The organism is Legionella qingyii (assembly GCF_003990155.1).
GTDB classification, from domain to species: Bacteria; Pseudomonadota; Gammaproteobacteria; order Legionellales; family Legionellaceae; genus Legionella; species Legionella qingyii.
Genome location: NZ_RZGX01000013.1, coordinates 52,862 through 66,651, shown reverse-complemented (window position 1 = coordinate 66,651; position 13,790 = coordinate 52,862). Strand labels below are relative to the sequence as shown.

Below are 13,790 nucleotides of genomic sequence, written 5' to 3'. Positions count from 1 at the left end.
GAATGGTTTACTATAGATTTCTGGTGCTTGCAGACTGGATGAAATGCAGTGTAACGTGGGTTTTGACCCCTCGGACCTATATTTAGGTTACAGCTACTATAATGTGATAAATGCTACTTATGATAAGGATGATTATTAATAATAGACCAAGCTCTATATAAGGTTTCTAGTAAAATAATACGAACTAAGGGATGGGGAAGAGTAAGTTTTGATAAAGACCAACGTTCATCACATAATTTAAGTATTTCTTGAGTGAGTCCTTCAGGACCACCGATTATAAAGCAGAGATGGCTACTTGTCTGTTGCAATTGAGATATCTTAATTGCTAACTCTTCACTGCTAAATGCCTTACCTTCAATTTCGAGGGCGATAATTCGTGCATTATTGGGTAGGGCCTCTTTAATAAGCGCAGATTCTTTTTCTAATATCCGAGATAGGTCCGATGATTTACTGCGTCGAATTAAAGGTATTTCTATTATTTTAAGTTGAACACCATCATTTAATCGTTTGGCATATTCATTTGAGCCTTGGGTAACCCAGTCTGGCATTTTATTGCCTAAAGTAATGATGGTGATTTTTAACATAACGATTGAGTAAAATATTTAATTTTCGGGATGTTCTTCCCACAGACCTTCTAGATTATAGTATTGTCTATATTCAGGTTGCATAACATGAATGATAAAGTCATTAAAATCAATAAGCACCCAATCACCGGTTTCTAGACCAGTGCAATTGATCGCTGGCGAACCCGCAGCTTTCATATCTTCCATGACTTTTTGTGCAATTGCTTTAACATGTCTAGAGGAGCGTCCTGAAGCAATAATCATATAGTCTGTAATTGTTGTTTGTTTTTTAACATCAATTACTTTAACGTCGATTGCCTGATTATCATCAAGCAGCTGTAAGAGTTTCGTTAACATTGGGTTTTTATCTGACATAAATAAGCTAACAATTATAAAAGGCGCTGAATAATAACAGTATTTTGCCTATATAAAAAGAGCTATAATGAATACACTCAATTCATTTAATGGCAAAATACTGGTTTGATAAAAAATATATCAAAAAATCAATAAGATATATTTTTATCGGTTTGCATAGAGAACATGGGCTCCAAGACTGAGTCTGGATAATCATTTAAACGAACATGAGTTAATAAAAATTTAATCACAGCAAATAAAATCAGACAGCATAGAGCTGCAATAAATAGTATTCCTAATTGTTGAGTAAATGCCGCGGCATAAAGCGTTTTCAATACAGCAATATTGGTTTCGCCTGAAGGAATCGCTGTTAGTGAAGCCAGTTTGCCTGATAAAAATCCCCCAATTCCAAGAGAAACAAAAAAGATACCCATTAAGGTGCTTACTTTGTTTTTATCTGCAAGAAGTGTAATTGCAGATAATCCAACTGGAGATAAAAGCAGCTCAGCTAATGAAAACATTAAATAAGCTGGAATGATTAAAAGGGGCGAGAGCAGGGTGCCTTTATCAGTAAAATTACTGACAAAAGCAATAACAGCATATGCTGCAGTTGTAATAAATATTGCGAGTAGAAATTTTTTCCCAATACTTAATCCGCGCTCAACGATGTTAAGTTTGGGGTTTTTCTTTGCTAGAAAGTAACCGATAAGTAACATGCCCACGCTTTGAATAGTTACATAATAAGGTGCTGGAAATTGAATGCCGCAAAAAGTTGGTTCAACAACGCGTGAAATAAACAGGGTCAGTGACATAAACATTTGAAAGTAAAAAGACCAAAATACTACTGAAATGATACATAACAAGCCAATTACTAGAGTTTTTCGCGATTGATTGGCATTTTCTCTACTGACAGAATATAAAATGTATCCAGCTGAAAACAATACAACAAGTCCAAATATAAGATTCGCTAATTGAGGGGAGTTTAAAATATAGAACGATAAGGACCATAAAAATATCATTAGGAACATGGCCACAAAAATCTTTTTATATTGAAAAACAAAAGGATTATAGTCTTTGATATTGTATTTTTTGATGCCATATAAAAAAACGCCAAAAGCGACGATCATGCCGATTGCAGCGCTTGTGAATGAGGCAATCCAACCCAGGTGCTCATTTAAAATACTAGGTAGCGTGGTTCCTAAAATGATACCTGTAGTAATTCCCATATAAAAAATTGTAAAGCCACTTTCACGACGTGCAGAACCCATAAGATATTCATTTCCTAAAAGAGATGAAATATTGGGCTTTAAAAGCCCTGTTCCTACGGCAATTGCAGCAAGAGCTGCTGTAAGTACAGTTGTGCTATCTACTAGTGATAGAACACAGTAGCTTGCAAAGAGCACAACTGCACCGAGTAAAACAGCGCGTTTTTGACCTATTAATTTATCCGCAATCCACCCGCCTACTACCGGTGAAAGATAAGTCAATGCAGTGAATGACCCAACCAAAGCATACACTTGTTTGTCTGGCCATTTGAAATGTAAGGCTAAATAAAGTGCTAAAAGTGATTGCACTACATAAAAACCATATCGTTCCCACATTTCAGTTGCGAAAAAAATACGGAGTGACTTTGGGTGTTTTTCAGAGTTGGTATGCACTTTATTTAAATCGATAAGTAAACATGGACCAATTATAACATAGTAATGTAGTCTAGCATAGACAATCTGTTTTCTTATAGGACATGTTGAGTTAAAATTGTCGTTACTGAGATCAGGTTGCACGATTATTATAGAATATTCATAAAAGAGTCAAAAGGATATATCGCTTACATCCAGTTATCAAAATTGATATCTATGCTCTGAAAAAGCTCTGGTGTATGATGCTTCTATTTTTAGTTCGCTATGGAGAATTTTTAATGGAAGAATTTAAGACAAAGCGTGTAATTAGAGCAAGTCAAGGCAGCGAAAAACAAGCTAAAAGTTGGCTTACTGAAGCAGCACTTCGTATGTTGTGCAATAATCTTGATCCAAATGTAGCAGAAGATCCAGATTCTCTAATCGTTTATGGTGGTTTGGGGAAGGCTGCCCGCAATTGGGAATGCTTTAATAAAATTGTAGAAGTACTAAAAACATTAAATGATCAGCAGACGCTATTAATTCAATCAGGAAAACCTGTTGGTGTTTTTACCACTCATGAGGATGCTCCTCGTGTCCTTATTGCTAATTCTAATCTGGTTCCGCGCTGGGCTACTTGGGAACATTTTAATGAATTAGATAAAAAAGGTTTGATGATGTATGGCCAGATGACTGCCGGAAGCTGGATTTATATAGGTTCACAAGGTATTGTTCAAGGGACTTATGAAACTTTTGTGTCTGCAGCTCAAAAACACTACGAGGGGAGTTTGGAAGGACGTTGGATATTAACTGGTGGCTTAGGAGGAATGGGAGGAGCGCAAACTTTAGCGGGTACGATGGCAGGCGCGAGTGTTTTAGCCGTTGAATGTGATATGTCACGAATAGAAAAACGCATTAATACAAAATACTTGGATTGTTATACAACAGATTTAGATGAAGCTTTAGCCTGGATAAATGAATCCTGTCAAAAGAAAAGTCCTCTATCAGTTGCTGTTTTAGGAAATGCTGCTGAAATTTTTCCACAGTTGATTCAACGAGGAGCTTCTCCCGCCTTAGTCACCGACCAAACCAGCGCTCATGATCCTTTAAACGGATATCTTCCTGCGGGATGGACATTAGAGCAAGCAACAAAAATGCGTAAGACTGCACCTGAAGAGGTTGTTGCTGCAGCGAAAAAATCCATGGCCCTACAGGTTCATGCAATGCTTGAATTTCAAAAAAGAGGAATTCCTGTTTTTGATTATGGCAATAATATAAGGCAAATGGCTTTTGAAGCAGGAGAAAAAGACGCCTTTAAATTTGAAGGTTTTGTTCCTGCGTACATTCGACCTTTATTTTGTGAAGGTATTGGACCGTTTAGGTGGGTTGCTTTATCAGGAGATCCTGAAGATATTTATGCCACCGATGAAATGGTTAAAAAATTAATTCCAGACAATAAACATCTGCATAATTGGCTGGATATGGCGAAGAAGAAAATTGCATTTCAGGGTTTACCTGCACGGATATGCTGGGTTGGATTAAAAGACCGAGCCCGTTTAGCTTTAGCTTTTAATGAAATGGTTCGCAATGGTGACGTCAAAGCTCCTATTGTAATCGGGCGGGATCATTTGGACTCAGGTTCAGTAGCAAGCCCTAATCGCGAAACTGAGGGTATGATGGATGGAAGTGATGCCGTTTCTGACTGGCCATTACTTAATGCGTTATTAAATTGTGCAAGTGGTGCTACCTGGGTTAGCATCCATCATGGTGGTGGAGTAGGTATGGGATTTTCACAACATGCAGGTGTTGTGATTGTTGCTGATGGCACTGAAAAAGCCGCACAACGCCTTGCAAGAGTACTTCATAATGATCCTGCAACCGGAGTGATGCGGCATGCAGATGCCGGGTATGAGCTTGCAAAAAAATGCGCTAAGGAAAACTCACTTTGGTTACCTATGGAATCCTAGAATAGATTCGTAGTTGGGTTTTGTCCCAATAAAAGATCTTAGTTTGAGTTGTGTACTCTGGATGGGGCAAAAACCCAACCTATTTTTAAGGAGGTAAATTAATGCAAGAGTCTTTTATTCTTCAACCAGGTGAATTGAACTTGCATTCAATCAAAGAGATTTTAGCAAAACAATTAACTTGTGTTCTTGCTAAAGAGGCATTTGAGCGGATTCATGCATCACATCAAACAGTTAAAAAAGTAATTCTCGACAAAAAAACGGTATATGGCATCAATACTGGTTTTGGGTCTTTAGCAAATCAGACAATTTCAGAAGAAAATCTGAAACAATTGCAACGAAATATCGTACTTTCTCATGCTTGTGGCACAGGGAAACTATTATCAGATGAAATTGTTGCTTTAATATTATTGCTTAAAATAAATAATCTAGCTCAAGGATATTCCGGAGTTCGTCTAGAGCTGATTGAAGCATTAATCTCTTTATTTAATCATAAAGTATATCCTTGCATTCCAGCAAAAGGATCAGTAGGTGCTTCTGGCGATTTGGCTCCTTTAGCCCATTTATCTTTACCTTTACTGGGTGTGGGGGATGTGCGATATCAAGGAATAGTCATCAGCGCACTTGAAGGATTAAACATTGCGGGTTTAAAACCAATTGAATTAGAGGCTAAAGAGGGTCTTGCTTTGCTTAATGGACTGCAAACCTCTACTGCAATTGCTTTAAATGCTTTATTTACGACAGAAAAGTTATTTGAAACGGCACTTATTGCTGGGGCTTTATCCGTTGATGCGGCTAATGGTAGTGATGTGCCATTTGACGATCGCATTCAAAAAGTACGAGGACATGAGGCACAGAGAAATGTTGCAGCATATTATAGGGAGTTATTAGCTGGAAGCGAGATTCGCGAGGCCCATCGCCATTGCTCTCGTGTTCAAGATCCTTATTCGTTAAGATGCCAACCCCAAATTATGGGAGCAATAATGCATCAAATACGATTTGTAAGAGAGACGTTAGAGGTTGAAGTTAATGCGATTTCTGATAATCCGCTTGTGTTTAGCGAGCAAGAGCAAATAATTTCAGGAGGTAATTTCCACGGGGAAATAGTTGCTATGGCGGCTGATAATCTTGCTTTGGCTATAGCTGAGATAGGAGCGAGTGCTGAACGACGTATTGCATTACTAATTGATAAAAATTTCAGCAGATTACCTGCATTTTTAACTAAAGAAAGTGGTTTAAATTCGGGATTTATGATTGCCCATGTTACGGCAGCTGCCTGTGCAAGTGAAAATAAAGCACTAGCTCACCCACACTCAGTAGATAGTCTTCCAACTTCCGCAAATCAAGAAGATCATGTATCCATGGCAACCAGTGCTGCACGTCGTTTACATGAAATGAATGATAATACTGCAACGATTTTAGCTATTGAATTATTAGCGGCGGCACAGGGATTTGAATTTCATAAACCATTAAAATCATCAGTATTATTAGAAGAAATTTATCAGCAGATTCGTTCCCATGTAGCCGCTTATGATACCGATCGATATTTCGCGCCTGACATTGCTATAATCAAGCAGCAAATCCTAAATGATAAATTTGTTACTCCATTTTTCCATTTATGGAATAAAGATTAGGAATAAAAGTGACTATTGAAATTTATACCGATGGAGCATGTAAAGGAAACCCAGGGCCGGGTGGTTGGGGTGTTTTGCTTCGTTATAAAGGACAAGAAAAAACCTTATATGGTGGGGAAGCGCATACTACAAATAATCGCATGGAGCTTATGGCCGCAATTAAAGGCTTGGAAGCCTTAAAGCGCCCCTGTTCAGTTGATCTGTATACCGATTCGCAATATCTAAGACAAGGAATGACTGAGTGGCTGCCTAACTGGAAAATAAAGGGTTGGCGAAACTCCAAAAAGGAGCCTGTCAAGAATGCAGATCTTTGGAAAATATTAGATATATTAGCTTCTCGTCACCAAATAAAATGGCATTGGGTAAAAGGGCATTCTGGTCATGTAGAAAATGATTTGGTAGATGCTTTGGCAAATCAGGCGATTGAAGAATTAAGCGAGTAAAAGATGCGTCAGATTATTTTAGATACAGAAACTACTGGTATAGGGCCAGAGCACGGACATCGTGTCATCGAGATAGGCTGTGTGGAGTTAGTTGAAAGAAAATTAACTGGGAAACATTTCCATGTTTATCTCAATCCTCAGCGACAGGTTGATGAGGGTGCTTTTCGTGTTCATGGAATAAGTGATGAGTTTTTGCAAGACAAACCACTATTTGAAGAAAAAGCTGAAGAGTTTTGGCAGTTTATTGTTGGGGCTGAATTAATAATTCATAATGCCCCTTTCGATGTTGGATTTTTAAATTCAGAGCTAAAGCTGATTAAATGGAACAAAAAACTTGAGGATTATTGTAATATTGTTGATACATTAGTTTTGGCACGTGAAAAATATCCTGGACAGCGAAATAGTTTAGATGCTTTATGCAAACGATTCGGCATAGATCACTTTAACCGTGAACTTCATGGTGCTTTGCTGGATGCGGAGATCCTGGCATATGTTTATCTGGCAATGACTGGCGGTCAAACCAGTTTATTTGCAGAAGTTGAAGAATCTTCCATTCATGCCAAAGTCAAAACTCAAGAAATTGCTGTACTTCAATTAGAAAATCCTGTTGTTTTACCTGCAGAACCAGAGGAACTTGAACTTCATAAAGCTTTTGTTGAGTTTCTGAGTAAGAAATCAGGAGTTAATCATTGGGATCAAAACTGATAAATATAATAAACTGACAGATACTAGGTCCAATTAGGACCAGGTATCCATCATTCTTTATTTATTTTAATTTCTATTGGCTTTTGGGAATTAGGTATTTTATCGCAAAATCTTTACCAATACATTCTCCAAGCGCTTTTCCCCAAATCCCAGCATTATCACTGTTGATTTTATCAGGAATAGTACTATAAAGTTCTTGCTGACATTTACTGACGCTATCTGGAATCTTTGCAGCACATTGTTCATAAGTCATTTTGATTTCATCAAGCCGCTTTTTTAGCTGAGGATCATTTTCAAATCCTTTGCAGATGAGATCAGGCAATAATGGGGTAACTGATTTTAACCAACTGTCTTTTGATATATCAATTGGATTATTAGATGTATTATTATTGGAAGAGACATCTCCGGCACTAGTACTACTGGATGTATCTTCAGCATTTATTGTGAAAGAAATAAATGTACTACCTAACAAAATGTACAATCCTGTAAGCAAATTTTTATTCATGATTGAATACCTATTAATATCCCTCCATTAAATAGTAGAACAAATAATTCTACTTTGCTTAAAAATAATTTGTATTGATTAAATAATGAACTAGAATTAAGGTGAAGATGGATAAATCATTAGGAAATATTATGGAAAAACAAAGTTCTATTTTATTATCATTAGTTTATTTTTTATTTATTCCTCTATTTGCTTTTCTTTTTTGTTCTTCCGCTGCTTTAGCAAACACCTTTGTTTTCAATCCCAATACCTTGACATGGAAGGCTATAGATTCAAATGGCAAAGTTGTGCGTATAGGAAAAGGATCTGGTGGTAAAAAATATTGCCCGGACATCCATAGGGGATGTAAAACACCAAGTGGTGTTTTTACAGTATGGAGTAAGGGAGGACCTGGATGTGTTTCGAGTCGTTATCCTGTAGGACGCGGTGGCTCGCCAATGCCATATTGTATGTTCTTTACTAAATATTATGCAGTACACGGTTCTTATGAAGTCCCTAATTATAATGCGAGCCATGGCTGTATTCGGGTACATCCAGCTGATGCTAAATGGCTAAGCAAAAATTTTATTAAAATAGGAACTAAGGTTGTTGTTAAACCTTACTGATTCTGCAAGCGCAGGTAACGAGGCAAAATATATTTTGCTTCGTTACGCCAAAATGATACTGAGTATTATTAATTAATAATCATCCTCATCATCAATACTAAATGATGAACCGCATCCGCAAGTAGTTTTTGCGTTTGGATTACGAATGACAAACTGCTCACCTTGAATGCCTTGGACATAATCAATTTCAGCATCATGCAAATATTGATAACTCATTGAGTCAACTAGAAGTTTTACTGAGGAGACACCATCTGAACATTGCTGAACAACTACAGTATCATCTTCGTTGATTTCTTCATCAAAACTAAATCCATACTGGAACCCAGAACAGCCTCCACCTGTAATTGAGACGCGGAGATTCAAGTTTAAATTATCTTCTTCTTTTATTAGCTCTGCCACTTTATCTGCTGCACTAACAGAGAAGTGGATGTTGCTGGCAGTAGGGGATATATCAATAGCAGCCATTTTAACTCCCGTTGTATCATATAAATTATAATGCAATTATCGAATAATTTGTTCAATTGTAGCACCACCCAGACATTGGTTTTTATCATAAAAAACTACATATTGTCCTGGGGTAACTGCTCTTTGTGGATTTGAAAACATCACATAATGCTGATTATCATTCAGAGGTGAAATGATGCAGCCTTGTTCTGCTTGTCTGTATCGTGTTTTGGCGTAACAGGTAAGTGGCAAATTATCCTTACAATCAGCTAACCAATGAATTGGGCTACAAATCAGTCCTTGTGCATAGAGCATGGGATGTTGACTGCCTTGAGCCACATATAAAGTGTTAGTAGATACTTCTTTATCGACCACATACCAAGGATCATCGGTTGAGTTTTGTAAACCACCAATACCCAGCCCCTGGCGTTGACCTAAAGTGTAAAACATTAATCCATCATGTGATCCTAGAACTTTGCCATCAGTGCTTTTGATTTCACCAGGTCTAGCCAGAATGAACTCTTTTAGAAAAGATTTAAAACGTTTTTCACCAATAAAACAAATTCCAGTTGAATCTTTTTTTGCTTGAGTAACTAAACCCAAATTTTTAGCGAACGCTCTAATTTCTGGTTTTGTATAATCGCCAATTGGAAATAGGGTTTTTGCTAAAGCTTTAGGATCTACCGCATGAAGGAAATAGGTTTGGTCTTTATCACGATCTTTCGCTTTGTATAAAAATCCTACTTCTCCTGCTATTTTATTTTTAGCATAATGGCCTGTTGCAATATAGTCAGCTCCAAGTGTTAATGCATGGTTTAAGAAAGCATTAAATTTGATTTCTTTATTGCACAATACGTCAGGATTAGGAGTTCTCCCTTTTTCATACTCACTTAAAAAATGGGTGAACACTCTTTGCCAATATTCTTCAGAAAAATTAACAGTATGCAGCGGTATATGTAATTGATTACATACGGCCTGAGCATCTGCAAGGTCTTGGGCTGCGGGGCAGAATCCGTCTTTATCGTCTTGTTCCCAGTTCTTCATGAACAAGCCTTCGACTTGATAACCTGCTTCTTGCAATAACCATGCTGCAACGGATGAGTCAACGCCGCCAGACATTCCAACAATAACTTTAGCTTTCATAAAATTAAGATACCGCTTAATATTCTATGTTTCAAAATCATAGCCGGGGTTTCGCTGCGATACACCCCAGCTATGATTTTGATGACATTATTAAAAAAATATAACTCTTTAGGATACGACAATAATGCTGCACTTACAAGAAATGGTTAAACAAGGCCAACAAACTAAAATGGTGACACTGAGTGAGCGCTTACCTAATTATATTACCTCTTCCTGTCAGTTGGATGTTACTTATCATGTTGAAGCTAAAGAAGATTTTTATTTAATTCATCTTCATGTTAAGGGGCAGTTACCCATTCAATGCCAGCGTTGTCTGGACGAATTTAATTTTCCGTATGATAATATTACTGTGATTGCTGTATGTCGAAATGATGAAAGGGCAGAACAGATATTAGAACATTACGAATGTATTGTTTCTGAAAATTTGCAGGTTAGTTTGGAAGATATACTAATTGATGAATTACATCTCTACGCGCCACAATTTCATCCAAAAATTGATGATTGCAGCAATGAAGTTAATCAAATTTTAGTGGGAAAAAATGAATTTTATTGAAATTTTATCTAATTAACACTAATATTCCCGCTTTATGAATGCAATTTGTTTAGGAGTAATACAATGGCTGTACAACAAAATAAAAAGTCACGCTCACGTCGTGATATGCGTCGTTCGCATGATGCTTTGACCAAGCCAACACTGTCTGTTGATGAAACTACCGGTGAAACTCATCTTCGTCATCATATGACACCAGATGGTTATTATCGTGGTAGAAAAATAATTGACACTGATACTGTTTACGAACAAGAGTAATTTTCTTGAAAAATATCACCATTGCAATTGATGCGATGGGTGGGGATCATGGTTTAAATGTTGTGATTCCTGCCTGTATTCGTGCAGCAAAGAATGATCCTGATTTGAAACTTATTCTTGTCGGAGTTCATGACAAGATTAGTGCTATTCTAAAAAAACAGGGTGTAGCGTCTTCAAATCAATTTTCCATAGTTCATGCTTCTGAAGTAGTAACTATGGATGAGTTGCCTTCGCATGCTTTGCGAAATAAAAAAGATTCTTCCATGCGTGTAGCCATTAATTTGGTGAAAGAAGGCATGGCTCAAGCTTGTGTTAGTGCTGGGAATACTGGTGCTTTAATGGCTACGGCACGTTATGTTTTAAAGACGCTGCCTGGAATCGATAGGCCCGCAATTGTTTCCGAGCTACCAACTATGAAAGGTAGGACATGGGTGATTGATTTGGGTGCTAATGTTGATTCGTGTGCAGAACATTTATTTCAGTTTGCTGTTATGGGATCTGCATTAGTACAAGCTGTAGCGAATAAGCCTAAACCTAAAATCGCCTTATTGAATATTGGCGTGGAAGAAATGAAGGGAAATGATCAAGTAAAACGCACAGCTCACATGCTTGCCGAATGCGAGATTATGAACTATGTTGGTTATGTAGAAGGTGATCATTTTTATACCGGAGATGTGGATCTGGTTGTTTGTGATGGTTTTGTGGGGAATGTAGCCTTAAAAGCAAGTGAAGGTCTTGCCAAGTTGTTTGTAAGTTTACTCATGGAGTCATTTAGCAGAAGCTGGTATACCAAACTTTCTGCGTTAATTGCGCGTCCAGCATTAAAACATCTTAAGAAGCGCTTTGATCCTTCTCGTTATAATGGCGCAAGTATGCTCGGTTTAAATGGTATTGTAGTAAAAAGCCATGGTGGTGCTAATGAATTAGGATTTCAACATGCTATTGAACAAGCAGTTCTTGAGGCTAAAAATAACGTAGTAGATTTAGTACGTGTCCAAATAAATGATTTTATAAATCAGGGATTGCTGTTATGAATAATGCTGTAATACGTGGTACCGGAAGTTATATTCCTGAAAAACAACTTACCAATCTTGAACTAGAGTCAATGTTGGACACTACTGATGAGTGGATTGTTACCAGAACCGGCATCAGCAGCCGTAGCGTCGCGCAACCTTACGAAACAACCTCGTATATGGCTTCCAAAGCTGCTGAGCAGGCGTTAATCTCCTCAGGCTTGAATGCTGATGAAATCGATTTGATATTGGTTGCTACATGTACTCCGGATCATTTTTTTCCTGGAGTTGCTTGCTATGTTCAACATGCTTTAAAAATTAAGCGACCTATTCCTGCTTTTGATGTTGGTGCAGCATGTAGTGGTTTTGTATACGTGATGGATATTGCAAAACAGTATATTACATCCGGTGCAGCAAAAAATGTTCTCGTCATCGGTAGTGAAAGCATGTCCAGAGCAGTAGATTGGACTGATCGATCAACCTGTGTTTTATTTGGCGATGGCGCTGGAGCAGTGGTTTTAAGTGCCAGTGATAAACAAGGTATTATGGGAAGTGTATTACATGCTTCTTATGATGCTGAAAAATTATTAAATCTTAGTAACGCAACATTTGATAATCAACGTGCAACGATTAGTATGCGAGGTAATGAAGTATTTAAAATTGCCGTCAAAATTATGGGCGATGTTGTTGATGAAGTTCTAGAGATGAGCCATTTGAAAAAATCTGATATTCAATGGTTAATTCCTCATCAAGCAAATATGCGTATCATTCAGGCCATTGCTAAAAAGCTTGACCTTCCTATGTCACAAGTGATTGTTACTATCGGTAGCCAAGGTAATACTTCGGCTGCATCTATTCCCTTGGCTTTGGATCATTCTATTCGGACCAATCAGATTAAAAGAGATGAGTTGTTATTGATTGAGTCTTTCGGTGGTGGAATGACTTGGGGAGCTATGGTAATTCGTTATTAATAATTTACTTGATTCAACTTTTTGAATTAAATTTTTAGTTCGGAGCTATTTTTAAATGGTAAAAACCGCATTTGTATTTCCTGGGCAAGGTTCACAATCAGTTGGTATGTTGGCTGATTTTGAGTTGCAATATCCTATTATTGTAAAAACTTTTGCAGAGGCATCAGAAGCAGTAGGTTATGATTTATGGAAACTTGTGCAACATGGGCCGGAAGAAAAACTAAATCAAACAGAGCATACACAAGTTGCGATGCTTACTGCTGATGTGGCTGTATATAGAGTATTGATGCAACAAGGTGTTGCCAAGCCTATTCTTATGGCTGGCCATAGCCTGGGTGAATATGCTGCATTGGTTTGCGCTGACGCACTGTCATTATTTGATGCCGCATGTTTAGTAGCTCGGCGAGGACAGTTAATGCAAAATGCAATACCTTTGGGCATGGGGGCTATGGCTGCAATTGTGGGTTTAACTGATGAACAAGTAAAAGCTCTATGTGAGCAAGCCAGCCAAGAACATGAGGTTGTAACGCCAGCCAATTATAACGCAATTGGACAAGTTGTTGTTGCGGGACATACTCCAGCCGTTACGCGAATACTAGAATTAGCTGAGGAGGCTGGTGCTCGTCTGGCTAAAGTAATTCCAGTTAGTGTTCCATGTCATTGTCCCTTACTATCTGAAGCAGCAGCATCCTTTGCTGAATATTTGGCTAAAATCGAATTTAAAAACACAAAAACAGATGTAGTAAGTAACGTTGATTTAAGCATTTATCATTCTGTTCAGCACATACGTGAAAAGTTAAAAGAACAATTATATAGCCCTGTTCGTTGGGTTGAAACAATCCAGCTCTTTAAAAATAATGGAATAGAACTTGTTTTAGAGTGCGGACCAGGAAAAGTATTGGGCGGCTTAATTAAAAGAATAGACAGAAGTTTAAATACTATTAGTGTTTACGATACTATTAGTCTGGATCAGGTTGAAGAGCAATTTGCCTAGTTTGTCCAAAGATACAACCTAAAAAATAAAC

The 13,790-nt window shown here is 37.6% G+C and carries 16 protein-coding genes; 10 read left to right on the top strand and 6 right to left on the bottom strand.

The window, feature by feature from the left end:
- Positions 1–113 precede the first annotated feature (113 nt).
- From rlmH to ELY20_RS10710, 3 genes are all read right to left on the bottom strand, one after another.
- Complete coding sequence (gene rlmH / locus ELY20_RS10720; RefSeq protein WP_110142354.1) at positions 114–584, bottom strand: 23S rRNA (pseudouridine(1915)-N(3))-methyltransferase RlmH; 471 nt, start codon at positions 582–584, stop codon at positions 114–116.
- Positions 585–602: 18 nt separating this feature from the next.
- A complete protein-coding gene (gene rsfS / locus ELY20_RS10715; protein WP_110142353.1) occupies positions 603–938 on the bottom strand; it encodes a ribosome silencing factor in 336 nt (111 codons plus the stop codon).
- A gap of 128 nt (positions 939–1,066) precedes the next feature.
- Complete coding sequence (locus ELY20_RS10710) at positions 1,067–2,575, bottom strand: peptide MFS transporter (RefSeq protein ID WP_267900606.1); 1,509 nt, start codon at positions 2,573–2,575, stop codon at positions 1,067–1,069.
- A gap of 257 nt (positions 2,576–2,832) precedes the next feature.
- Between ELY20_RS10710 and hutU the strand changes: the two genes are divergently transcribed.
- The 4 genes from hutU (at position 2,833) to dnaQ (ending at position 7,276) form a co-directional block, all read left to right on the top strand.
- Positions 2,833–4,497 (top strand): urocanate hydratase, encoded by a 1,665-nt coding sequence (hutU, locus tag ELY20_RS10705; RefSeq protein WP_110142352.1) that lies wholly within the window; start codon positions 2,833–2,835, stop codon positions 4,495–4,497.
- 101 nt (positions 4,498–4,598) lie between these two features.
- The gene (gene hutH / locus ELY20_RS10700) at positions 4,599–6,128 is read left to right on the top strand and encodes a histidine ammonia-lyase (protein ID WP_110142351.1); all 1,530 of its coding nucleotides are present in this window, start codon (positions 4,599–4,601) and stop codon (positions 6,126–6,128) included.
- Between the two features lie 8 nt (positions 6,129–6,136).
- On the top strand, positions 6,137–6,571 hold the full coding sequence (rnhA, locus tag ELY20_RS10695; RefSeq protein WP_110142350.1) for a ribonuclease HI: 435 nt from the start codon (positions 6,137–6,139) through the stop codon (positions 6,569–6,571).
- A gap of 3 nt (positions 6,572–6,574) precedes the next feature.
- Complete coding sequence (dnaQ, locus tag ELY20_RS10690; RefSeq protein WP_110142349.1) at positions 6,575–7,276, top strand: DNA polymerase III subunit epsilon; 702 nt, start codon at positions 6,575–6,577, stop codon at positions 7,274–7,276.
- Between the two features lie 73 nt (positions 7,277–7,349).
- Here dnaQ and ELY20_RS10685 read toward each other — a convergent pair whose 3' ends face one another.
- Positions 7,350–7,781 carry a hypothetical protein gene (locus ELY20_RS10685; RefSeq protein WP_110142348.1) on the bottom strand — a complete coding sequence of 144 codons (432 nt, stop codon included), beginning with the start codon at positions 7,779–7,781 and terminating at the stop codon, positions 7,350–7,352.
- Between the two features lie 131 nt (positions 7,782–7,912).
- On the opposite strand from ELY20_RS10685, the gene ELY20_RS10680 reads away from it, so the two are divergent.
- Positions 7,913–8,386 (top strand): L,D-transpeptidase, encoded by a 474-nt coding sequence (locus ELY20_RS10680; protein WP_110142401.1) that lies wholly within the window; start codon positions 7,913–7,915, stop codon positions 8,384–8,386.
- Positions 8,387–8,458: 72 nt separating this feature from the next.
- On the opposite strand, the gene erpA is transcribed toward ELY20_RS10680, so the two are convergent.
- Positions 8,459–8,851, bottom strand: coding sequence for an iron-sulfur cluster insertion protein ErpA (erpA, locus tag ELY20_RS10675; protein WP_110142347.1), 393 nt, complete (start codon positions 8,849–8,851; stop codon positions 8,459–8,461).
- 36 nt (positions 8,852–8,887) lie between these two features.
- Positions 8,888–9,973, bottom strand: coding sequence for a tRNA 2-thiouridine(34) synthase MnmA (mnmA, locus tag ELY20_RS10670; protein ID WP_110142346.1), 1,086 nt, complete (start codon positions 9,971–9,973; stop codon positions 8,888–8,890).
- 124 nt (positions 9,974–10,097) lie between these two features.
- Here mnmA and ELY20_RS10665 point away from each other — a divergent pair, with 124 nt between their 5' ends.
- The 5 genes from ELY20_RS10665 to fabD all read left to right on the top strand — a co-directional run bounded on the left by ELY20_RS10665 (position 10,098) and on the right by fabD (position 13,759).
- Positions 10,098–10,526 carry a YceD family protein gene (locus ELY20_RS10665; protein WP_110142345.1) on the top strand — a complete coding sequence of 143 codons (429 nt, stop codon included), beginning with the start codon at positions 10,098–10,100 and terminating at the stop codon, positions 10,524–10,526.
- 63 nt (positions 10,527–10,589) lie between these two features.
- Complete coding sequence (rpmF, locus tag ELY20_RS10660) at positions 10,590–10,781, top strand: 50S ribosomal protein L32 (RefSeq protein ID WP_028380381.1); 192 nt, start codon at positions 10,590–10,592, stop codon at positions 10,779–10,781.
- A gap of 5 nt (positions 10,782–10,786) precedes the next feature.
- Positions 10,787–11,815, top strand: coding sequence for a phosphate acyltransferase PlsX (gene plsX / locus ELY20_RS10655; RefSeq protein ID WP_110142344.1), 1,029 nt, complete (start codon positions 10,787–10,789; stop codon positions 11,813–11,815).
- Positions 11,812–12,765, top strand: a complete 954-nt coding sequence (locus tag ELY20_RS10650; protein WP_110142343.1) for a beta-ketoacyl-ACP synthase III — start codon at positions 11,812–11,814, stop codon at positions 12,763–12,765. The genes plsX and ELY20_RS10650 overlap by 4 nt, the downstream gene beginning before the upstream one ends.
- A gap of 55 nt (positions 12,766–12,820) precedes the next feature.
- The gene (gene fabD, locus ELY20_RS10645) at positions 12,821–13,759 is read left to right on the top strand and encodes an ACP S-malonyltransferase (RefSeq protein WP_110142342.1); all 939 of its coding nucleotides are present in this window, start codon (positions 12,821–12,823) and stop codon (positions 13,757–13,759) included.
- Positions 13,760–13,790 lie beyond the last annotated feature (31 nt).

Coding starts and splice junctions, on each gene's coding strand:
- rlmH (WP_110142354.1), bottom strand. CDS start 584: ATGTTAAAAATCACCATCATTACTTTAGGCAATAAAATGCCAGACTGG.
- rsfS (WP_110142353.1), bottom strand. CDS start 938: ATGTCAGATAAAAACCCAATGTTAACGAAACTCTTACAGCTGCTTGAT.
- hutU (WP_110142352.1), top strand. CDS start 2,833: ATGGAAGAATTTAAGACAAAGCGTGTAATTAGAGCAAGTCAAGGCAGC.
- hutH (WP_110142351.1), top strand. CDS start 4,599: ATGCAAGAGTCTTTTATTCTTCAACCAGGTGAATTGAACTTGCATTCA.
- dnaQ (WP_110142349.1), top strand. CDS start 6,575: ATGCGTCAGATTATTTTAGATACAGAAACTACTGGTATAGGGCCAGAG.
- ELY20_RS10685 (WP_110142348.1), bottom strand. CDS start 7,781: ATGAATAAAAATTTGCTTACAGGATTGTACATTTTGTTAGGTAGTACA.
- ELY20_RS10680 (WP_110142401.1), top strand. CDS start 7,913: ATGGAAAAACAAAGTTCTATTTTATTATCATTAGTTTATTTTTTATTT.
- erpA (WP_110142347.1), bottom strand. CDS start 8,851: ATGGCTGCTATTGATATATCCCCTACTGCCAGCAACATCCACTTCTCT.
- mnmA (WP_110142346.1), bottom strand. CDS start 9,973: ATGAAAGCTAAAGTTATTGTTGGAATGTCTGGCGGCGTTGACTCATCC.
- ELY20_RS10665 (WP_110142345.1), top strand. CDS start 10,098: ATGCTGCACTTACAAGAAATGGTTAAACAAGGCCAACAAACTAAAATG.
- rpmF (WP_028380381.1), top strand. CDS start 10,590: ATGGCTGTACAACAAAATAAAAAGTCACGCTCACGTCGTGATATGCGT.
- ELY20_RS10650 (WP_110142343.1), top strand. CDS start 11,812: ATGAATAATGCTGTAATACGTGGTACCGGAAGTTATATTCCTGAAAAA.
- fabD (WP_110142342.1), top strand. CDS start 12,821: ATGGTAAAAACCGCATTTGTATTTCCTGGGCAAGGTTCACAATCAGTT.